The sequence below is a fragment of the Halomonas sp. A11-A genome (genome assembly GCF_003182195.1).
Classification (GTDB): Bacteria; Pseudomonadota; Gammaproteobacteria; order Pseudomonadales; family Halomonadaceae; genus Halomonas; species Halomonas alkalicola.
Genome location: NZ_QGTM01000004.1, coordinates 148,327 through 168,916, shown reverse-complemented (window position 1 = coordinate 168,916; position 20,590 = coordinate 148,327). Strand labels below are relative to the sequence as shown.

19 protein-coding genes are annotated in these 20,590 nt (G+C 69.0%); 15 read left to right on the top strand and 4 right to left on the bottom strand.

Going from position 1 to position 20,590, the window contains the following annotated elements; all coding sequences use genetic code 11:
- Positions 1-36: 36 nt before the first annotated feature.
- The 4 genes from DER72_RS05245 to map all read right to left on the bottom strand — a co-directional run bounded on the left by DER72_RS05245 (position 37) and on the right by map (position 5,364).
- The gene (locus DER72_RS05245) at positions 37-381 is read right to left on the bottom strand and encodes an arsenate reductase (protein WP_110068940.1); all 345 of its coding nucleotides are present in this window, start codon (positions 379-381) and stop codon (positions 37-39) included.
- Positions 381-1,634 carry a succinyldiaminopimelate transaminase gene (dapC, locus tag DER72_RS05240; protein ID WP_110068939.1) on the bottom strand — a complete coding sequence of 418 codons (1,254 nt, stop codon included), beginning with the start codon at positions 1,632-1,634 and terminating at the stop codon, positions 381-383. Before dapC ends, DER72_RS05245 begins: the two co-directional genes overlap by 1 nt.
- Positions 1,635-1,883: 249 nt before the next feature.
- Positions 1,884-4,568: a [protein-PII] uridylyltransferase gene (locus DER72_RS05235; RefSeq protein ID WP_110068938.1), complete on the bottom strand. Its 2,685-nt coding sequence runs from the start codon at positions 4,566-4,568 to the stop codon at positions 1,884-1,886.
- A gap of 4 nt (positions 4,569-4,572) precedes the next feature.
- Positions 4,573-5,364, bottom strand: a complete 792-nt coding sequence (gene map / locus DER72_RS05230; RefSeq protein ID WP_110068937.1) for a type I methionyl aminopeptidase — start codon at positions 5,362-5,364, stop codon at positions 4,573-4,575.
- A gap of 298 nt (positions 5,365-5,662) precedes the next feature.
- Between map and rpsB the strand changes: the two genes are divergently transcribed.
- The 15 genes from rpsB to rnhB all read left to right on the top strand — a co-directional run bounded on the left by rpsB (position 5,663) and on the right by rnhB (position 20,507).
- Positions 5,663-6,409 carry a 30S ribosomal protein S2 gene (rpsB, locus tag DER72_RS05225; protein WP_110068936.1) on the top strand — a complete coding sequence of 249 codons (747 nt, stop codon included), beginning with the start codon at positions 5,663-5,665 and terminating at the stop codon, positions 6,407-6,409.
- Positions 6,410-6,600: 191 nt separating this feature from the next.
- A complete protein-coding gene (tsf, locus tag DER72_RS05220; protein WP_110068935.1) occupies positions 6,601-7,470 on the top strand; it encodes a translation elongation factor Ts in 870 nt (289 codons plus the stop codon).
- Between the two features lie 110 nt (positions 7,471-7,580).
- Positions 7,581-8,342: a UMP kinase gene (gene pyrH, locus DER72_RS05215; RefSeq protein ID WP_110068934.1), complete on the top strand. Its 762-nt coding sequence runs from the start codon at positions 7,581-7,583 to the stop codon at positions 8,340-8,342.
- 4 nt (positions 8,343-8,346) lie between these two features.
- Positions 8,347-8,904 carry a ribosome recycling factor gene (gene frr / locus DER72_RS05210; RefSeq protein WP_110068933.1) on the top strand — a complete coding sequence of 186 codons (558 nt, stop codon included), beginning with the start codon at positions 8,347-8,349 and terminating at the stop codon, positions 8,902-8,904.
- Between the two features lie 66 nt (positions 8,905-8,970).
- Positions 8,971-9,759 carry a polyprenyl diphosphate synthase gene (gene uppS / locus DER72_RS05205; protein ID WP_110068986.1) on the top strand — a complete coding sequence of 263 codons (789 nt, stop codon included), beginning with the start codon at positions 8,971-8,973 and terminating at the stop codon, positions 9,757-9,759.
- A complete protein-coding gene (locus DER72_RS05200) occupies positions 9,752-10,552 on the top strand; it encodes a phosphatidate cytidylyltransferase (protein ID WP_110068932.1) in 801 nt (266 codons plus the stop codon). The genes uppS and DER72_RS05200 overlap by 8 nt, the downstream gene beginning before the upstream one ends.
- A gap of 1 nt (position 10,553) precedes the next feature.
- Positions 10,554-11,759 (top strand): 1-deoxy-D-xylulose-5-phosphate reductoisomerase, encoded by a 1,206-nt coding sequence (ispC, locus tag DER72_RS05195; protein ID WP_110068931.1) that lies wholly within the window; start codon positions 10,554-10,556, stop codon positions 11,757-11,759.
- A 34-nt stretch (positions 11,760-11,793) separates the two neighbouring features.
- Entirely contained in the window at positions 11,794-13,152 is a 1,359-nt protein-coding gene (gene rseP / locus DER72_RS05190) for an RIP metalloprotease RseP (RefSeq protein WP_110068930.1), read from the top strand.
- A gap of 258 nt (positions 13,153-13,410) precedes the next feature.
- A complete protein-coding gene (gene bamA / locus DER72_RS05185) occupies positions 13,411-15,750 on the top strand; it encodes an outer membrane protein assembly factor BamA (RefSeq protein ID WP_258306204.1) in 2,340 nt (779 codons plus the stop codon).
- Positions 15,751-15,810: 60 nt separating this feature from the next.
- Entirely contained in the window at positions 15,811-16,293 is a 483-nt protein-coding gene (locus DER72_RS05180) for an OmpH family outer membrane protein (protein ID WP_110068929.1), read from the top strand.
- A gap of 23 nt (positions 16,294-16,316) precedes the next feature.
- Positions 16,317-17,354: a UDP-3-O-(3-hydroxymyristoyl)glucosamine N-acyltransferase gene (lpxD, locus tag DER72_RS05175; protein ID WP_110068928.1), complete on the top strand. Its 1,038-nt coding sequence runs from the start codon at positions 16,317-16,319 to the stop codon at positions 17,352-17,354.
- A 105-nt stretch (positions 17,355-17,459) separates the two neighbouring features.
- Positions 17,460-17,903: a 3-hydroxyacyl-ACP dehydratase FabZ gene (gene fabZ / locus DER72_RS05170; RefSeq protein WP_110068927.1), complete on the top strand. Its 444-nt coding sequence runs from the start codon at positions 17,460-17,462 to the stop codon at positions 17,901-17,903.
- The gene (gene lpxA, locus DER72_RS05165) at positions 17,900-18,667 is read left to right on the top strand and encodes an acyl-ACP--UDP-N-acetylglucosamine O-acyltransferase (RefSeq protein ID WP_110068926.1); all 768 of its coding nucleotides are present in this window, start codon (positions 17,900-17,902) and stop codon (positions 18,665-18,667) included. The genes fabZ and lpxA overlap by 4 nt, the downstream gene beginning before the upstream one ends.
- A 2-nt stretch (positions 18,668-18,669) precedes the next feature.
- Positions 18,670-19,884, top strand: a complete 1,215-nt coding sequence (gene lpxB / locus DER72_RS05160) for a lipid-A-disaccharide synthase (RefSeq protein ID WP_110068925.1) — start codon at positions 18,670-18,672, stop codon at positions 19,882-19,884.
- Entirely contained in the window at positions 19,881-20,507 is a 627-nt protein-coding gene (gene rnhB / locus DER72_RS05155) for a ribonuclease HII (protein ID WP_181395606.1), read from the top strand. The genes lpxB and rnhB overlap by 4 nt, the downstream gene beginning before the upstream one ends.
- The last annotated feature ends 83 nt before the right edge of the window (positions 20,508-20,590 follow it).

The window sequence follows — 20,590 nt, the reverse complement described above, 5'->3', positions numbered from 1 at the left end:
CGTGCCGCCGGGGCGGCCGCCGCGTGTTCGGATGGCCTAGCCGCTCAGGGCGTCATAGTCGCCGTCCCGGTAGCCGACGAGGATCGCATCGCCGGTGTCGAGCAGCGGGCGCTTGAGCAGGGTGGGGTGGGCGAGCAGCAGCTCGCGGGCGCTGTTGGCGTCCACCCCCTGCTTCTGCTCGTCCGGGAGGTTGCGCCAGGTGGTGCTGCGCTTGTTGAGGGCCTCGACCACCGGCACCTTCTCGAGCAGGTGTTCGAGCAGGGCCGCGGAGAGGCCATCCTCGCGCAGGTCGTGGAACTGGTAGGGGATGCCGGAGCCGTCCATCGCCTTGCGGGCGCGGCGGCAGGTATCGCAGTTCTTGATGCCGTACAGGGTGAACATCAGCCTCTCCTCTCGATGAATCGGCGAATCCGCCGGGCCGCCTCGACCGTGGCGTCGACCTCGGCCACCAGCGCCAGACGGACCCTGCCGCTGCCGGGGTTGGTGCCGTTGGCGCCTGGACGACCCATCCCGTCGACGGTAGCGGGACGACCCATCCTGTCGTCGGCAGCGGGACGACCCATATAGCTACCGGGCAGCACGCTGACGTGCTCCTCGGCGTAGAGCGCCCGGGTGAAGGCCTCGTCGTCGCCGCCGGGCACCGCCGGCCACAGGTAGAAGCTCGCCTCCGGGGCGGGGAAGTCCATGACCGGGGCGAGGATCTCGGTCACCGCGGCGAACTTCTCGCGGTAGGCGTCGCGGTTGGCGCGCACGTGGGCCTCGTCGTTCCAGGCGGTGATCGAGGCTCGCTGCACGGGCAGGGCCATGGCGCAGCCGTGGTAGGTGCGGTAGCGCTTGAAGGGAGCGATCAGCTCGGCACTGCCTGCCACGAAGCCGGAGCGCAGCCCCGGCAGGTTGGAGCGCTTGGAGAGCGAGTGGAACACCAGGCAGCGCCGGTAGTCGTGGCGCCCGAGCGCCGCGCAGGCCTGAAGCAGCCCCGGCGGCGGGGCGGCCTCGTCCAGGTAGAGCTCCGAGTAGCACTCGTCCGAGGCGATAATGAAGTCATGCTCGTCGGCCAGCGCGATCAGCTTCTGGAACTCGTCGAGGGGCGTCACCGCCCCGGTGGGGTTGCCCGGCGAGCAGAGAAAGAGGATCTGCACCTCTTGCCAGGTCGCGGCGGGCACGGCATCGAAGTCGGGGCGAAAGCAGCTCTCGGCGGTGCAGTCGAGGTAGAGCGGCTCGCCGCCGGCGAGTAGGGTGGCCCCCTCGTAGATCTGGTAGAAGGGGTTGGGCATCGCCACCCGGGCCGGGCGGGTGCGGTCGAGTGCGGCCTGGACGAAGGCGAAGATCGCCTCCCGGGTGCCGTTGACCGGCAGCACCTGGCGCTCGGGGTCGAGCCCCGCGAGCCCGAAGCGCCGCGTGGCCCAGACGCCGATCGCCTCGCGCAGCTCGGGCAGTCCCGCGGTGGCCGGGTAGCGGGCGAACTCGGCCTGGTGCTCGACCAGGGTGGCCAGCGCCGCGGGGTAGGGGGCGTGCTGGGGTTCGCCGATGGTCAGCGGCACGTGGGCCAGGCCCTCGGGGGGCGTCACGCCGGCCTTGAGGGCAGCCAGCTTCTCGAAGGGGTAGGGCTTGAGGGCGTCGAGATCGGGGTTCATGGGTATCCAGGCGCGCCTCGCCGGCCGTGGCCTCGGGCGTCGTTGTCATGAGCGGAGGGGGCTTGATTATAGGGAAGGCCGCAGAAGGCCTCAAACGCGAGGCCATGCAGGAGGGGCGCCGGGGACAGGTCGAAGAGGAGGTCCTACGCCAGGGATGGCGTCGGTAGCGTACAGGGAAGTATTCACAGCGCCTCCTCGCAGACCTGTCGACGGATCAGCCCCGAGTGCCTCTGCACGTGGCTTATGACCTCAGCCGGAGACATCCAGCACCTCTACCAGCCGCTTGCGCAGGCGCGCCTGGCGCTCCGGGTCGGTGAGGGGCCGGCCGGCCTTGTCGGTGATGAAGAAGACGTCCTCCACCTTCTCGCCCAGGGTGGCGATCTTGGCCGCGGACAGCGCGATGTCCTGCTCCATGAAGATGCGCCCCACCCGGGCCAGCAGGCCGGGGCGATCCGGGGCGATCAGCTCCAGCAGGGTGCGCTCGTTGGCCGGGTCCTGCTCGATGATCACCTCGGTGGGAACCCGGAAGTGGCGCAGCTGGCGCGGGGTGTGGCGGGTGACGATCTCGGGGTAGTCGTCCGGATCGTCGAGCTCCTCCACCAGGTGGGCGCGGATCTCCTCGAGGCGCGCTGGGTCGCGGATCGCCTGGCCCTGGTCATCCAGCACGATGAAGGTGTTGAGGGTCCAGTCGTTGCTCGAGGTGGCGATTCGGGCGTCGTGGATCGAGAGGCCGAGCTGGTCCAGGGCGGCGGCGGTGGCGGCGAAGAGGTCGTCCACCGAGCGGGTGTGGATGAACACCTTGGTGCCGCCCTCGGGCATGTCCTCGGCCGGGGCGCTGATCAGGATCAGCGGCAGCGGGCTGCCGCCGTGGGCGAGGATGCCCTGGGTCTGCCAGGCGATCTCGCTGGGCGCGTACTGCAGGAAGTACTCCTCGCCCAACGACTCCCACAGGCGCTCCACGCTTGCCATGTCGGCCCCCACCGCGGCGAGCAGCGAGAGCGCCTCGTCGCGGGTCTCGTTGACCCAGTCGTTGCGCTCCAGGGGGTTCTCGAGCCCGCGGCGCAGGGCGCGCTTGGTCTCGGCGTGGAGCTGGCGCAGCAGCGAGGCACGCCAGCCGTTCCACAGCGTCGGGTTGGTGGCGTTGATGTCGGCCACGGTGAGCACGTAGAGGTAGTCGAGGCGGGTCTCGTCGCCTACCAGGCGGGCGAAATCGGCGATCACGTCGGGGTCGGTGGTGTCACGCTTCTGGGCCACCATCGACATCGTCAGGTGGTGCTCCACCAGCCAGCTCACCAGGCGGGTGTCGCGGGTCGAGAGGCCGTGGCGCTCGGCGAAGACCTCGACGTCCCGGGCGCCGAGGAGCGAGTGGTCGCCGCCGCGCCCCTTGCCGATGTCGTGATAGAGGCCGGCGATCCACAGCAGCTCCAGCTTGGGCAGCTGGTGGATCAGGTTGGCGGCCACCGGGAAGGTCTCGCGGGCCTCGGGCTTGCGGAAGCCGTGAATGAACTTCAGCAGGCGCAGGGTATGGGCGTCCACGGTATAGATGTGGAAGAGATCGTGCTGCATCAGGCCCACGGCGCGGCCGAACTCCGGCAGGTACTTGCCGAGCACCCCGTAGCGGTTCATGCGCCTGAGCTGGCGCGCCACGTTGCCGCCGGAGCGCAGCAGCGCCATGAACAGGCTCTGGTGGCGCACGTCGTCGCGGTAGAGGTCGTCGATCAGGTGGCGGTGGTCGCGGATAAGGCGGATGGTGTCGGCGCGCACCCCCTCGATCTCGGGGTGCTCGGCCATCAGCAGGAAGAGCTCCAGCAGCGCCGCGGGCCGGTCGCGAAAGACGGTGCGCGAGCGCGCCTGGATGTAGCCGCCGCGGATCTCGAAGCGGTCGTTGAGCGGGGTGGTCTCGAGCGCCTCGCCGGCGTGCAGGATCGCCTCGTCGAAGTGCTGCAGCAGCATGTCGTTGAGGCCGGCCAGCGCCGTCACGTGGCGGTAGTAGCGCTTCATGAACTGCTCGACGGCCAGCCGCTCGGGGGTGTCGCGGAAGCCGAACAGCTCGGCGATGGTGCGCTGGTAGTCGAACTGCAGACGGTCCTCGGCGCGGCCGGTGAGCATGTGCAGGGCGTAGCGCACCTGCCAGAGGAAGGCCTGGCCCTGGCTGAGGATGCGCAGTTCGGCGTCGTTCATGAACCCGTTGGCGACCAGGTCCTCGTAGCGCTGGCTGCCGAAGTGGCGCTTGGCCACCCAGCCGATCATCTGGATGTCGCGCAGGCCCCCGGGGGAGCTCTTGAGGTTGGGCTCCAGGTGGTACTCGGAGTTGTTGAAGCGATGGTGGCGGCTGATCTGCTCCTGCCACTTGGCCTCGAAGAAGCGGTCGGCGGGCCACAGCCGGTCGGGGGCGAGGCGCGCCTTCATCGCCTCGCGCAGCCGCTCGGGGCCGGCGATGGTGCGGCTCTCCAGCAGGTTGGTGATCACCGTGACGTCGGCCTCTGCCTCGCGCTCGCAGTCGGAGAGCGAGCGCACGCTGTGGCCGATCTCCAGGCCGATGTCCCACAGGAAGGTGATGAAGGCGGTCAGCGACTCCCGGTAGGGGGCGTCGTCGTCCTGCTCGAGCAGCAGCAGCAGGTCGACGTCGGAGTGGGGGTGCAGCTCGCCGCGGCCGTAGCCGCCCACGGCGAGCAGCGCGACTCCCTCGCCCGGGGGCCACTCATGCTGTTCCCAGGCCACCGCCAGCAGCCGGTCGAGGCACCAGGCGCGACCGTGGATCAGGTCGCGGATGTCGGCGCCGCTCCGGAAGCGCGCGTCGAGCCGGGCCTGGATCTCGCGCAGCGCCGCCTTGAAGGGGGCGATGGGCGAGCGGCTGCCGGCGAGCTCGGCGCGAAACGCCTCGACGTCGAACAGGCTCTCGTCGGGGGCGAAGCGGTAGTGGTGGAGCAGCATCGGCTCAGCGCTCCAGGAAGGAGAGGTCTTCGTCGCGGCGTGCGGTGAGCACCTCGACGCCGGTCTCGGTCACCAGCAGGGTGTGCTCCCACTGGGCGGAGAGGCTGCGGTCGCGGGTCACCGCGGTCCAGCCGTCGCGCAGCACCTTGGTGCGGGGGTCGCCGACGTTGATCATCGGCTCGATGGTGAAGCACATGCCGGCCTCGAGGGCGATGTCCGCCTCGGGGGCATAGCCGTCGTAGTGCAGCACCTGGGGCTCCTCGTGGAAGCCGGCGCCGATGCCGTGGCCGCAGAAGTCGCGCACCACCGAGTAGCCGCTGGCCTCGGCGTGGCTCTGGATGGCGCGGGCCAGCGCGGAGAGGCGCACGCCCGGGCGCACCAGGGCGATGCTGCGGTAGAGGCACTCCTGGGTGACGCGGCACAGGCGCTCGCCCTGGATGGTCTCGCCGATCACGAACATCACGCTGGAGTCGCCGTGGTAGCCGTCGGCGGTCTTTACGGTGATGTCCAGGTTCATGATGTCGCCCTTCTTGAGCTTCTTGGCATCATCCGGAATGCCGTGGCACACCACGTGGTTGATGGAGGTGCAGACCGACTTGGGGAAGCCGTGGTAATTCAGCGGGGCCGGGGTGGAGCCGAGCACGTCGACGATATAGTCGTGGCAGCGGCGGTCGATCTCGCCGGTGGTGATGCCGGCCGTCACATGGGGGGTGATCATCTCGATCACGCTGGCGGCCTGACGGCCCGCCTCGCGCATCTTCTCGATCTCGTCGGGCGTCTTGATGGGTACGTTCATGGAATCTCGAGGGTGGGGGGTGGGGTCGCCCGGGCGACTTCAACTTGCGGATGATCCATGGTATAAAGCTGCGCGCCTTCCTGCAATCGCCCGTCCTTTCCCGCCCACGCACGTCGAAGCGTCGCCGTGAGGGCCATGCGAGATGTGGCGACAGGGGTGGCGTCAATCAATGTAACGCCTTGAAAACACACATGCACCGGCACATGGTCCCGGGTGCTGTCGCGGCTCCTCCAGAGGGCTTCGGCGGTCGGATCCATGGGGTGCGTGGAGGCCTAACCCGATTTTCCAGGAGTCATCCATGGCACACGTCAACATGCGTGACCTGCTCAAGGCAGGTGCTCACTTCGGTCACCAGACCAAGTACTGGAACCCGAAGATGAGCAAGTTCATCTTTGGTGCCCGCAACAAGATCCACATCATCAACCTCGAGCATACCCTGCCGGCCCTGAACGAGGCCATCGATGTGGTCGAGAAGATGGCCGCGTCCAACAACAAGGTCATGTTCGTCGGTACCAAGCGCAGCGCCAGCAAGATCATCAAGGAAGAGGCCAGGCGCGCCGGTCAGCCCTATGTCAACCACCGCTGGCTGGGCGGCATGCTGACCAACTACAAGACCATCCGTCAGTCCATCAAGCGTCTGCGCGACCTCGAGACCATGCGCGAGGACGGCACCTTCGAGAAGCTGACCAAGAAGGAAGTCCTGATGGCGACCCGCGAGCAGGAGAAGCTCGAGCGTTCCATCGGCGGTATCAAGGAGATGGGTGGCCTGCCCGACGCCCTGTTCGTGATCGACGTCGACCACGAGCGCATCGCCATCAACGAGGCGAACAAGCTCGGCATCCCGGTCATCGGCGTGGTGGATACCAACTCCGACCCGGACGGCGTCGACTACGTGATCCCCGGCAACGATGACTCCATCCGCGCCATCCAGATCTACGTGAAGGCCATCGCCGACGCCTGCGCCCGTGCGAAGGAAGGTCGTCCCGACGAGTTCGTCGAAGTCACCGACGAAGCCGTCCAGGAAAGCGACAGCGCCGCCGAGTGATCGCGGCTAGTCTGTTCGGTGGCCGTCGCCACGGCGGCCGTCGCTACGGTGGCCGTCGCCACACGGGTCGGCGCCACGGCGGCCGGACAGACGAGAAGGGGGCCGAGGCCCCCTTTTTTCTCAGCATTCGCCGGATTCGTCGCAGCGACGGGTCCGCTATCCGTTGACACACAGATTCAGAGGTGAACCCCATGGCAGCTATCAGCGCCTCCCAGGTCAAGGAACTGCGCGAGCGTACCGGACTCGGCATGATGGAGTGCAAGAAGGCCCTCACCGAGGCCGGCGGTGACATCGAGGTCGCCATCGAGAACCTGCGCAAGAGCTCCGGCCTCAAGGCCGCAAAGAAGGCCAGCCGCACCGCCGCCGAGGGCACCGTGGTGACCCGCGTGGCCGAGGATGGCAGCTACGGCGTGATGGTCGAGATCAACTCCGAGACCGACTTCGTCGCCCGTGACGACAACTTCAAGGCCTTCGCCGACAAGGTCGCCGACGCCTTCTTCGCCGCCAAGAACGAAGACGTGGCCGCCGTGATGGCCGGCGATCTGGAAGCCGCTCGCGAGCAGCTGGTCCAGAAGATCGGCGAGAACATCGGCGTGCGTCGCTGCGTCGTGGTCGACGCCCTCGAGGGTGGCCTGGTGGGCGAATACGTCCACGGCGGCCGCATCGGCGTGCTGACCGTGCTCAAGGGCGGCAACGCCGAAGTGGCCAAGGACATCGCGATGCACGTCGCCGCCATCAACCCGGCCGTCGCGCGCCCCGAGGACATGCCCCAGGAGCAGCTGGACAAGGAGAAGGACATCATCCTCGCCCAGCCCGACATGGCCGGCAAGCCCGCCGAGATCGCCGAGAAGATGGTCCAGGGCCGCCTGAAGAAGTACCTGGCCGAGAACAGCCTGACCGAGCAGCCCTTCGTCAAGAACCCGGACCAGAGCGTTGCCCAGTTCGCCAAGGCGGCCGGCGGCGAGGTCCTCGGTTTCACCCGCTTCGAAGTGGGCGAGGGCATCGAGAAGGAAGAGGTCGACTTCGCCAAGGAAGTGATGGAACAGGCCAAGCGCAGCTGAGGTCAGAGGTTCCTGCAGGATGATGGCGTGCGCGCGAGCGCACGCCATCGCGTATCCGGCCGGTGCACCGGCCGCCCCCATGCCAATGCTGATGCCCCAGGAGAGATGCCATGTCCCCATCCGATCACGTCGAGACCTCACCCAAGGCCCGCACCGACAAGTCGAAGTACAAGCGAATCCTGCTCAAGCTCTCCGGCGAGGCGCTGATGGGCGAGCACGATTTCGGCATCGACCCCAAGGTGCTGGACCGCATGGCCCTCGAGATCGGCCAGCTGGTGGGGATCGGGGTGCAGGTCGGCATCGTGATCGGCGGCGGCAACCTGTTCCGCGGTGCCGCCCTGAACGAGGCCGGCATGGATCGGGTGACCGGTGACCATATGGGCATGCTGGCCACGGTGATGAACGCCCTGGCCATGCGCGACGCCCTGGAGCGTTCCAATATCCGCTCCCGGGTGATGTCCGCGATCCCTATGAGCGGCGTGGTGGAGCACTATGACCGCCGTACCGCCATCCGCTATCTCACCTCCGGGGATGTGGTACTGTTCTCCGCCGGTACCGGCAATCCCTTCTTTACCACCGATTCCGCGGCCTGCCTGCGCGGGATCGAGATCGACGCCGACGTGGTGGTCAAGGCCACCAAGGTGGACGGAGTCTACGACAAGGACCCGGTCAAGCACGCTGATGCGATCAAGTACGACCAGCTCAGCTATGACGATGCCCTGGACCAGAAGCTCGGCATCATGGATTTGACCGCTATCTGCCTGGTGCGTGACCATAACATGCCGGTCCGCGTCTTCAACATGAACAAGCCGGGCGCCCTGCTCAACCTGGTGGTGGGCGGCGAGGAAGGCACGCTGATAGACAGAGGTTGACACCGTGATCAATGACATCAAGAAAGATGCAGAATCCCGCATGAAGAAGAGCGTGGAAGCGCTGCATGGCAACCTGAACAAGATCCGTACCGGGCGCGCCCACTCCAGCATCCTGGACGCGGTCACCGTGGAGTATTACGGCAGCCAGGTGCCGCTCAACCAGGTGGCCAACATCAACATCGAGGACGCCCGTACCCTCTCGGTGGTGCCCTGGGAGCAGAGCATGGTGCCCAAGGTCGAGAAGGCCATCATGGCCGCCGATCTCGGCCTGAATCCCTCGACCGCCGGCAACAACATCCGCGTGCCGATGCCGATGCTCACCGAGGAGACCCGCAAGGGCTACATCAAGCAGGCGCGCTCCGAGGCCGAGCACGCCCGGGTGGCGGTGCGCAACGTGCGCCGCGATGCCAACGGTGACTTCAAGTCCCTGCTCAAGGAGAAGGAGATCACCGAGGACGAGCAGCGCCAGGCCGAGGACGCGATCCAGAAGCTGACCGACAAGTACATCGCCGAGATCGACAAGACGCTGGAGCTGAAGGAACACGATCTGATGCAGATCTGAGCAAGTCCGGGGCCGCCAGGAGGGCGGCCTCCTGCCTTCGCTGTCCACTCCCCGATGCGAGACCCCATGACGTCACCGCTCACCCCAGATTCCAGCGCCACGGAGGGCACGCCTGCCACCCCGGGGGGGCCGCTGCCACGTCATGTGGCGATCATCATGGACGGCAACAACCGCTGGGCGCGGGCGCGCGGCCTCTCCGGCGTGCGTGGCCACCATGCCGGCGTGGAGGCGGTGCGCGCCACCATCCGGCGTGCCGCCGAGCGCGGGGTCGAGACCCTCACCCTGTTCGCCTTCTCCAGCGAGAACTGGAAGCGCCCCCGGGCCGAGGTCAGCGCCCTGATGGAGCTGTTCCTGCTGGCGCTGAAGCGCGAGGTCAGCAAGCTCCACCAGAACGGCATCCGGCTCTCGGTGATCGGTGACCTCTCGGCCTTCTCGGACTCGATCCAGAAGCACATCGCTCGGGCCGAGGCCAAGACCCGCGACAACACCCGGCTGCACCTGGTGATCGCCGCCAACTATGGCGGCCAGTGGGACCTGACCCGGGCGGCGCGCCGCCTCGCCGAGCGGGTGGCCGCCGGCGAGCTTGCGCCCTCCGCCATCGACGAGACCGCTTTCGCTAGCCAGCTGAGCCTGGCCGGGGTGGCGCCGGTGGATCTCTGCATCCGTACCAGCGGCGAGCAGCGCATCTCCAACTTCATCCTCTGGGAGCTGGCCTATGCCGAGCTCCACTTCACGCCACGCCTGTGGCCCGACTTCGACGCCGACGCCTTCGACCTGGCGCTGGAGGACTTCCAGCGGCGCCAGCGGCGCTTCGGCATGACCGACGAGCAGATCGAGGCGCAACAAGGTGCTTAGACAGCGCATCATCACCGCGGCCTGGCTGGCGCCGCTGATGCTGGCGGGCCTATTCGGCCTGTCCGGCGGGCTCTTCGCCCTCTTCACGGCGGCCATCGTGCTGTTGGCCGGCTGGGAATGGACCAACCTGGCGGGCATTCGCCGCCTCGACAACCGGCTGATGCTGGTGGCCGTGCTGGGCATGGCGATGCTGATGCTGTGGCTCAGCGGTGGGGCCCTGATGGCATGGCCGCTGTGGCTGGGCGTGGCAGGCTGGCTGGCCAACCTCTACTGGGTGGTTCACTACCCCGCCCGCGCCGGGCAGTGGCAGTCGTCCACGCGGCGCCTGGCCATGGGGCTCTGGGTGCTGCTCCCCGCCTGGGTGGGGCTGAACGTGCTGCGCGATATCGGCGCCGTCTGGCTGCTCTTCGTGCTGCTGCTGGTGTGGTGTGCCGATATCGGCGCCTACTTCGCCGGCCGCGCCTTCGGCCGCCGCAAGCTGGCGCCCAGAGTAAGCCCGGGCAAGAGCTGGGAGGGGGTGGCCGGCGGCCTCGTCGCCACCGCCGTGCTTGCCCTGATCTTCGCCAGCTGGCAGGGCCTCGGCCTCGGCGGCGGGCTGGCGCTGCTGCTGGCGACCCTGGTGGTGACCTTGGTCTCGGTGCTGGGGGATCTGCTCGAGAGCATGCTCAAGCGCTTTCGCGGCATCAAGGACTCCAGCCAGCTGCTGCCGGGCCATGGCGGCGTGCTCGACCGCATCGACAGCCTCACTGCGGCGCTGCCCCTTTTCGCCCTGCTGATGCTCGGGGTGCTCTAGGGTGGCCGCAGCAGAGCGTGGCGCCCGGCGGCGCCAGGCGGTCACCGTGCTGGGGGCCACCGGCTCCATCGGCACCAGCACCCTAGACGTGATCGCCCGCCACCCCGAGCGCTACCGGGTCCATGCGTTGACCGCCCACCGCTCCCGGGAGTCCCTGCTGGCGCTCTGCCTCGTCCACCGGCCCGCGGTGGCGGTGCTCGGCGAGGAGCGCGACGCCGCCTGGTTGCGGGCGAGCCTGGCCGAGGCCGGCGTGGCGACCGAGGTCGCGTCCGGCCCGGCGGCCCTGGTGGCGGTGGCCGAGGCGCGCGAGGTGGACGTGGTGATGTCGGCCATCGTCGGCGCCGCGGGGCTTCTGCCCACGCTCGCCGCGGTGCATGCCGGCAAGCGGGTGCTGCTGGCCAACAAGGAGGCCCTGGTGATGTCCGGGGCGCTCTTCATGGAGGCGGTGGCGACGAGCGGCGCGACCCTTCTGCCCATCGATTCCGAACACAATGCTATCTATCAGTGTCTACCCGTGGAGCATCGCGGGGGGCTCGCCCGCCACGGCGTGACCCAGCTGCTGCTGACCGCCTCCGGCGGCCCCTTCCGCGGCTGGTCGCCCAAGCGGCTGGCCGAGGTGACGCCCGCGCAGGCCTGCGCCCACCCCAACTGGTCCATGGGCCGCAAGATCTCGGTGGACAGCGCCACTCTGATGAACAAGGGGTTGGAGCTGATCGAGGCATGCTGGCTGTTCGACGCCCGGCCGGAGCAGGTGCAGGTGGTGGTGCACCCCCAGAGCGTGATTCACTCCATGGCCGCCTACAGCGATGGCTCGGTGATCGCCCAGCTGGGCAACCCCGACATGCGCACCCCCATCGCCTACGGGCTGGCCTGGCCGGAGCGCATCGAGGCCGGCGTCGAGGCGCTGGATCTCTTCCAGGTCGCCCGGCTCGACTTCGAGGCGCCGGATGAGATCGCCTTCCCCTGCCTGCGCCTGGCTCGCGAGGCCATGGCCGCGGGGGGCACGGCGCCGGCGGTGCTCAATGCGGCCAACGAGGTGGCGGTGGAGGCCTTCCTGGCGGGCCGCCTCGGCTTCACCGGCATCGCCGAGCTGGTCGCCCGGGTGCGCGATGCCGAGCCGGTCGAGGCCGTGCGCGACCTCGAGACCGTGCTGGAGGCCGATGCCCGCGCGCGCCGCGCCGCCGCGAGCTGGCTGGCGAGCCGCTGATGCCACTTCAACCCGATTTCAGGAGGAGAGCGACTTGGGCCTGATCCAGAACATCCTGGCCGTCATCGTGGTGCTGGGCCTGTTGATCACCTTCCACGAGTTCGGCCACTTCTGGGTGGCCAGGCGCTGTGGCGTCCGGGTGCTGCGCTTCTCGGTGGGCTTCGGCACGCCGATCTGGTCCCGCGTCGACCGCCATGGCACCGAGTTCGCCGTGGCCGCCATCCCGCTGGGCGGCTACGTCAAGATGCTCGATGAGCGCGAGGCCCCGGTGCCCGAGGACGAGCTTGACCAGGCCTTCAACCGCAAGACGGTGTGGCAGCGGATCGCCATCGTCGCCGCCGGCCCCCTGGCCAACTTCCTGCTCGCCATTGTCGCCTACTGGGCGCTGTTCGTGGCCGGCACCACCACGGTGGCGCCGGTGATCGGCAGCGTCGAGCCGGGGTCTCCGGCGGAGCGCGGCGGCCTCGTCGCCGGCCAGGAGATCGTCGCGGTGCAGGGCGAGGCGGTGCGCTCCTGGGACGAGATCAATCTCAAGCTGGTGGCCGCCATCGGCATGAGCGGCGAGCTGACCGTCGACGCCCGCAGTGACGCCACCGCCGAGCCCCGCGAGTATCGCCTGCCGGTGGAGAACTGGCTGGTGCGCCAGGACCCGCCCCAGCCGCTGCCGAGCCTCGGCGTGACCCCCTGGCGCCCGCCCATCCCGGCGGTGCTGGGCCAGCTGATGCCCGGGGAGGCGGCCGACGCCGCCGGCCTCCAGGCCGGCGACGAGATCCTGGCGGTGGATGGCTCCCCGGTGGACGACTGGATGCATTTCGTCGACATCGTGCGGGCGAGCCCCGGCGAGGTGCTGACCCTCGAGGTGGCGCGCGACGGCGAGCGGCTGAGCCTGGCCATCACCCCCGGCAGCAACACCCTGGAGGAAGGCGTGACCATCGGCTACATCGGCGCCGGCGTGGCGCCGGTGGCGTGGCCCGAGGAGTACCGCCGCGAGATCCGCTACGGCCCCGTGGCCGCAGTGGGCGAGGCGGTATCCCGCACCGGCGAGATGACCCTGCTGACCCTGGATGCCATCCGCAAGATGCTGGTGGGGCTGATCTCGCCCTCCAACCTCTCGGGCCCGATCACCATTGCCCAGATTTCGGGCGATTCGGCCCGGGCGGGACTCGAGAGCTTCGTCAGCTTCCTGGCCTATCTCTCCATCAGCCTGGCGGTGCTCAACCTGCTGCCGATCCCGGTGCTCGACGGCGGCCACCTGCTCTACTATTTCGTGGAGGTGGTGCGTGGCCGCCCGGTCTCCGAGCAGGCCCAGGCGATCGGCCTGCGCATCGGCCTGGCGCTGGTGGGGACCCTGATGCTGATGGCGATCTATTTCGATCTGATGCGGCTCTGGTGACGCAAGGCCCGAACGAGCTATTGCCTGCTCGCCGGGGCTGATCCGGCGACAAGCCTGCGAGGGGGCGCCATGAACCCCTCCCTGGGGGCTACCTAGACCATCCCTGGTCCACGGACCCCCTCTTCGGCTTGTCCCCGGCGCCCCTTGCGCATGGCAGCGGCGATTGCTCTGTGGCAATCGCCTTGTCAGCGAGCCGCACAAATGTATAAGGTGCCTGTCTGGACAGGTTTGGCAGATCAACGCGAGCGAATCGACTGCATGAGAATCAAGACCATCGGACTGGCGGCACTGCTGCTCGTCGGGGCCGGGACGGCCCAGGCCCAACCCTTCGAGGTTTCGGACATTCGTGTGGAAGGCCTGCAGCGAGTCTCCGCCGCCTCCGTCTTCAACGCCTTTCCCGTCAGTGCTCGCGACCGCGTCGATGACCGCGAGCTGGCCGAGGCGACCCGCAGCCTGTTTGCCACCGGCCTGTTCGAGGATATCAGCCTCGCCCGGGATGGCGACGTGCTGATCATCCAGGTGGTGGAGCGACCCACCATCAGCCGTCTCAACATCAGCGGCAACCGCCGCATCGGTGACGATGAGCTGCGCCAGGGCCTGCGCCAGGCCGGCCTCGCCGAGGGCGAGGTGCTGCAGCTCTCCACCCTGGAGGAGATCCAGCGCGAGCTGGAGGGCGTCTACCAGGGGCAGGGGCGCTACAGCGCCACCATCGCGACCAGCGTGCGCGAGATCGACGAGGGCCGCGTGCAGGTCGACGTGGAGATCAACGAGGGCGCCGTGGCGCGCATCCGCCAGATCAACCTCGTCGGCAACCGCGCCTTCGACGACGACACCCTGCGCGACGTCTTCGAGCTCAACGACCGCCCCGGCCGCATCTTCGGCTGGTTCTCCCGGGACGAGTACTCCCGCGAGGCGCTGGCCGGCGATCTCGAGCGCCTGCGCTCCTTCTACCTGGACCGCGGCTACGTCAACTTCAACGTCGAGTCGACCCAGGTCTCGATCAGCCCGGACAAGTCGCAGATCTTCATCACCGTCAACGTCGACGAGGGCCGCCAGTACCGCATCGGCGACGTGCGCTTCGTGGGCGACTTGCAGATCAGCGAGCGCGAGGCCCGCGACCTGCTCAAGGTGGCACCCGGTCAGGTCTTCTCACGCAGCGACGTGACCGCCTCCTCCGAGGCGCTGCGCGCGCGCCTGGGCGCCGAGGGCTTCGCCTTCGCCAGCGTCGACGGCATCCCCGAGGTTTCTGCGTCCGGCGACACCGTGGACCTCGTCTTCCGGGTCGATGCCGGGCGCCGCGCCTACGTACGCCGCATCGAGTTCATCGGCAACACCACCACCCAGGACGAGGTACTGCGCCGGGAGATGATCCAGCTGGAGGGGGCGCCCGCCTCGACCCAGTCGATCACCCAGTCCCGTCAGCGCCTGGAGCGCCTCGGCTTCTTCCGCCAGGTGGACGTGGAGACCCGGCCCGTGGCCGGCGAGCCGGACAAGCTCGATGTCACCTACACCGTGGAGGAGCAGCCCTCCGGCTCGATCTCCGCCAGCGTCGGCTTCTCCCAGAGCGCCGGGGTGATCTACGGCTTGGGCCTCGCCCAGAACAACTTCCTGGGCACCGGCAACCGGGTGAACATCGGCGCCCAGCGCAGTGATACCTTCACCAGCCTCAACTTCGGTTTTACCGACCCCTACTGGACCCTCGACGGCATCTCCCGCGGCTACAACCTGTACTACCGCGAGACCGATTACGAGGACTCCGACATCTCCACCTACTCCACCGACGCCTACGGCGCGGGGATCAACTTCGGCTATCCGATCAACGAGATCACCCGGCTCAACTTCGGCACCGCGGTGGAGGACCTGACGGTCAAGACCTACCGCGATACCGCCCAGGAGATCACCCGCTACGTCGAGGAGCAGGGGGACGATGCGCAATCCCTGAAGCTGACCGCCAGCTGGACCCGCAACAACCTCAACCGCGGTATCATGCCCACCGCCGGCAACTATCAGCGCCTGTCGCTGGAGACCGCGGTGCCCGGCAGCGATGCTGAGTACTACAAGCTGCGCGCCCAGGCCCGCCAGCTCTTCCCCCTCGACGACAACCACGACTGGGGGCTTAAGTTCAGCGGCGAGGTGGGCTATGCCGACGTGGTCGGCAACGACCCCTATCCCTTCTACGAGAACTTCTACGCCGGCGGCCTCGGCTCGGTGCGCGGCTTCACCGCCAACACCCTGGGCCAGCGCACCACGCCGCCGGAATCCGGCGGGCGCGACCGCACCCTGGGCGGCAACGTGCTGATGCAGGGCAGTGCCGAGCTGCTTTTCCCGCTGCCCTTCATCGAGGATCGCCGCTCCCTGCAGACCTCGCTGTTCCTGGATGCGGGCAACACCTTCCTCACCGACTGCTATGCCACCGAGACCGGCACCTCGAACTGCAGCTCCGGGGTGGACCTGGGCGACCTGCGCTACAGCGTCGGCGTGGGGCTCTCCTGGCTGACGCCGGTGGGCCCGCTCACCTTCAGCATCGCCGAGCCGCTCAACGACGAGAGCGGCGACGACACCCAGTTCTTCCAGTTCTCGCTGGGTCAGACCTTCTGATTCCGGCCAGCCCCTGAGCAACGCCGGGCCGCCACGCGGCGGCCCGTCAAGGAGTTCGACATGCGTAGATTGACCGCTGCCCTGAGTCTCGTACTGCTGGCCGCCCTGGCCCTGCCCGCCCAGGCCGCCGAGGTGGCCGTGCTGGACTGGCGCCGGGCGCTGATGCAGACCGATGCCGCCCAGCGTTCCATGAGCGAGCTGGAGAGCCGCATCGGCAGCCAGCAGCGCCAGGCCCAGGCGCTGGACCAGGAGCTCTCCCAGCTGCAGCAGCGCGCCAGCAGCCTCACCGACAGTGAGCGCCAGGAGGCCAACCGCAAGGCGTCCGAGCTCAACCGCCTGGTCGGCGAGATGATGCAGGCCCAGCAGGAGGCCGAGCAGCGCTTCCTGAGCAATGCCGAGTCGCGGCTCGAGCAGGCCGTCGAGCAGGTGATCGCTCGCCACGGCATCGATGTGCTCGTCGAGCCCCAGGGCGTGCTGCACGCCAACCAGGATCTGCCCGACCTGACCGGCGAAGTGACCCAGATCCTCAACTCCCTGTTCTGAGCCGGCACCAGCGGACCCAAGCCATGACCCGACGCGACACCCCGACCCTCACCCTTGCCGACATCGCCGAGCGCCTGGGCGCCCGGCTGGTCGGTGACGCCGACCGCCGGGTCAGTGGGCTGGCCACCCTCAGGGAGGCAGGCCCGGATCAGATGGCCTTCCTGGCCAACCGCGCCTATCTCAAGGACCTGCCGGAGACCCGGGCCGCGGCGGTGCTGCTACACCCCCAACACGGCGAAACCTGCCCCACGGCGCGCCTGGAGCTCGACAACCCCTATCTGGGCTATGCGGCGCTCTCTCGTCTCTTCGACCCCCTGGCGGGGCGCGAGCCCGCCGGGGTGCACGCCTCGGCGGCGGTGGATCCCTCCGCGAGGCTGGGCGAGCGGGTCGAGATCGGGCCCAACGCCGTGATCGAGGCGGGCGTGACCCTGGGCGACGACGTGATCGTCGGCCCCGGCGCCGTGGTGGGGGCCGACAGCGTCATCGGTGCCGGCTCCCGGCTCCACGCCAACACCACCGTCTGCCACGGCGTGGTGGTGGGCAAGCGCGCCATCCTGCACAGCGGCTGCGTGATCGGCGGCGACGGCTTCGGCTTCGCCCACGACGGGACGCGCTGGCACAAGATCGCCCAGCTCGGCGGCGTGGTGTTGGGCGATGACGTCGAGGTGGGCAGCTGTTCGAGCATCGACCGCGGTGCTCTCGGCGACACCGTCATCGGCCACGACGTCAAGATCGACAGTCAGGTGCAGATCGCCCACAACGTGCAGATCGGCGACCATAGCGCCCTGGCCGGCTGCGTGGGCATCGCCGGCTCCACCAAGGTAGGCAGGCACTGCATGCTGGGCGGTGGCGTGGGGCTCTCCGGCCACCTGACGATCTGCGACGGGGTCCAGGTCACCGGCATGAGCCTGGTGACCAACTCCATCACCGAGCCCGGGGTCTACTCCTCCGGCACCGGCACCATGAAGAACGCCCAGTGGCGCAAGAACGCGGTGCGCTTCAAGCAGCTCGACGACATCGCCAAGCGGCTCTCGCGTCTCGAGAAGGGGCGTGACGGTTGAGGGCCGCGCCCGGGGCGCTATAATCCTCCGTCTGTCCGACGGCCTGCGCCGTCGGCTCGCACCCGCCGGGACGGCGGGGCTTCCGACACTTCAGAGGTTGTGACGATGGTAATGGACATCAACGAGATTCGAGACTATCTGCCCCACCGCTACCCCTTTCTGCTGGTGGACAGGGTCACTGAGCTGAACCTCGGCGAATCCATCGTCGCCTACAAGAATGTCAGCATCAACGAGCCGTTCTTCAATGGCCACTTTCCCCATCACCCCATCATGCCCGGCGTGCTGGTGGTGGAGGCGCTGGCCCAGGCCTGTGGCATCCTCGGCTTCAAGACCGTCAACAAGCTGCCCGCCGACGGCTATGTCTACTACCTGGTGGGCAGCGACAACGTGCGCTTCAAGCGCCCGGTGATGCCCGGTGACCGGCTGCAGCTGCGCGCCGACGTGATCCGCGAGAAGCGCGGCATCTGGAAGTTTGCCTGCAAGGCCACCGTCGACGGCGAGCTGGCCTGCGAGGCCGAGATCATCTGTGCCGAGAGGAAGGTCGCTTGATTCACCCCACTGCCCTCGTCGACCCCGCCGCGCGCCTCGCCGATGACGTCGAGGTGGGCCCCTTCACGGTGATCGGGCCCGACGTGGAGATCGGCCCCGGTAGCCGGATCGGTTCCCATGTGGTGATCAAGGGGCCCACGGTGCTGGGGGCGCGCACGCGCATCTTCCAGTTCGCCTCGGTGGGCGAGGATTGCCAGGACAAGAAGTACGCCGGAGAGCCCACCCGGCTGGTGATGGGCGACGACAACGTGATCCGCGAGGGGGTGACCCTGCATCGCGGCACCGTCCAGGACCGCGGCGAGACCACCATCGGCTCGCGCAACCTCTTCATGGCCTATGCGCACGTGGGCCACGACTGCGTGATCGGCAACGACTGCATCCTGGCCAACCAGGTGACCCTGGCGGGCCACGTCAAGCTGGGGGACTTCGCCATCCTCGGCGGGCTCTCCGCGGTGCACCAGTTCTGCCACTTCGGCACCCACGCCATGGCCGGCGGCGGCTCCATCATCACCAAGGACACCCCGGCCTACGTGATGATCAACGGCAACCCGGCCCAGGTCCATGGCCTCAACCTGGTGGGGCTCAAGCGTCGCGGCTTCTCGAAGGAGGCCCTCCGGGCCCTCGGCGAGGCCTACAAGCTGGTCTATCGCCAGGGGCTCACCGTGGAGCAGGCGCTGGCCGAGATCCGCACGCGCTTCGCCCTGGCCGAGACCGAGACCTTTGCCGCCTCCATCGAGGCGTCGACCCGCGGCATCATCCGCTGATCATGGCCACGGCCGAGCGGCGGGCGGTGCGGCGAGTCTACCTGGTCGCCGGTGAGCTCTCCGGCGACATCCTCGGCGCCGGCCTGATGCGCGCCCTCAGGGCTCGTCATCCCAGCGTCGAGTTCCGCGGCATCGGCGGCCCGCGCATGCTCCGTGAGGGGATCGACAGCCGCTTCCCCCTGGAGGCCCTCTCGGTGATGGGCCTCGTCGAGGTGCTCAAGCACCTGCCCAGGCTGATCCGGGTGCGTCGCACCCTCAGGGCCGATGCCCTGGCCTGGCAGCCGGACATCATGGTTGGCATCGACGCCCCGGACTTCAACCTGGGCCTGGAGCGGCAGCTGCGCGAGGCGGGCCTGACCACCGCCCACTACGTCAGCCCCTCCGTGTGGGCCTGGCGCCAGGGGCGGGTCAAGGGCATCGCGAAGTCCGTGGATGCCATGCTCACCTTCCTGCCCTTCGAGGCCGCCTTCTACGCCCGCCACCGGGTGCCGGTGGCCTTCGTCGGCCACCCGCTGGCCGACGAGCTGCCCCTCGAGAACGACCGGGCCGCCATGCGCGCCGCCCTGGGCCTGCCCGGCGAGGGCGAGGTGCTGGCGCTGCTGCCCGGCTCCCGCGCCAACGAGATCCGCTTTCTCGGCGAGACCTTTCTCGCCGCCGCCGAACGGCTCTGTGCGGCGCGCCCGGGCCTGCACCTGGTGATGCCGGCGGCCACGCCAAGGCGCCGTGAGGAGCTCGCGGCGCTGCTGGCCGGCCACCCCGGGCTTGCCGAGCGGCTGACCCTGCTCGACGGCCAGGCCCGGGAGGCGATGGTGGCCAGTGACGCCGTGCTGCTCGCCTCCGGCACCGCGGCGCTCGAGGCGATGCTCTGCCACCGCCCGATGCTGGTGGCCTACCGGATGGCGCCGGCGACCCACTGGCTCGCCCGGCGCCTGGTCAAGACCGAGTGGGTCTCGCTGCCCAACCTGATCGCCCGGGAGAGCCTGGTCCCGGAGCTGATCCAGGAGGCGGCGAGCCCCGAGGCGATCGCCGCCCGGCTCGGCGCGCTGCTCGACGATGCCCCGGGGCGCGCCGTCCTGGAGGCGCGCTTCGCCGTGATGCACGAAGGCCTGCAGCGCGACGCCAGCCGCCGGGCGGCTGAGGCCATCGAGGCGCTGGTGGCGGGCGAACCTCTGCCGGAGAGCGTCGCCCCGGAGCGGGCCGGGGAGGCGGCATCGTGACCTCGGCAAGGGCGAAGGCCGCCGAGCTGCCTCCGCTGGTAGTGAACTACCGCGGCGAGCGCCTGGCCGGTGTCGACGAGGTGGGCCGCGGCCCCCTGGTGGGGGCGGTGGTGGCCGCCGCGGTGATCCTCGACCCGGCGCGCCCGATCGAGGGGCTCACCGACTCCAAGGCGCTCTCCGCCAGGCGCCGCGAGGCGCTGGACGTCGAGATCCGCGAACGCGCCCTGGCCTTCGCCGTGGCCGAGGCCAGCCCCGCCGAGGTGGACGCGCTCAACATCTATCACGCCACCCACCTGGCCATGCGCCGGGCCATCGATGCCCTGGTCCCGGCGGCGGAGTACCTGCTGGTGGACGGCAATCGTCTGCCCGGGCATCATCTGCCGGGACAGGCGGTGGTCAAGGGGGACGCCCGCCACCCCGCCATCGCCGCCGCCTCGATACTCGCCAAGGTGGCCCGGGATGCCCAGATGCGGGCCCTCGACGCCCGGCATCCCGACTACGGCTTCGCCCGCCACAAGGGCTACCCGACCCGGGAGCACCTGGCCGCCCTGGAGCGCCTCGGTGCGCTGCCGGAGCACCGCCGCTCCTTCGCTCCGGTCAAGCGCCAGCTGGCGCTGTTCTAGGCCAGCGAGTCGCCATCGAGAGCGAGGAGCGCCGGGGATAGGTCGTCGCGGGGGTCTTTTGCCATGGATGGCAAAAGTAGCGT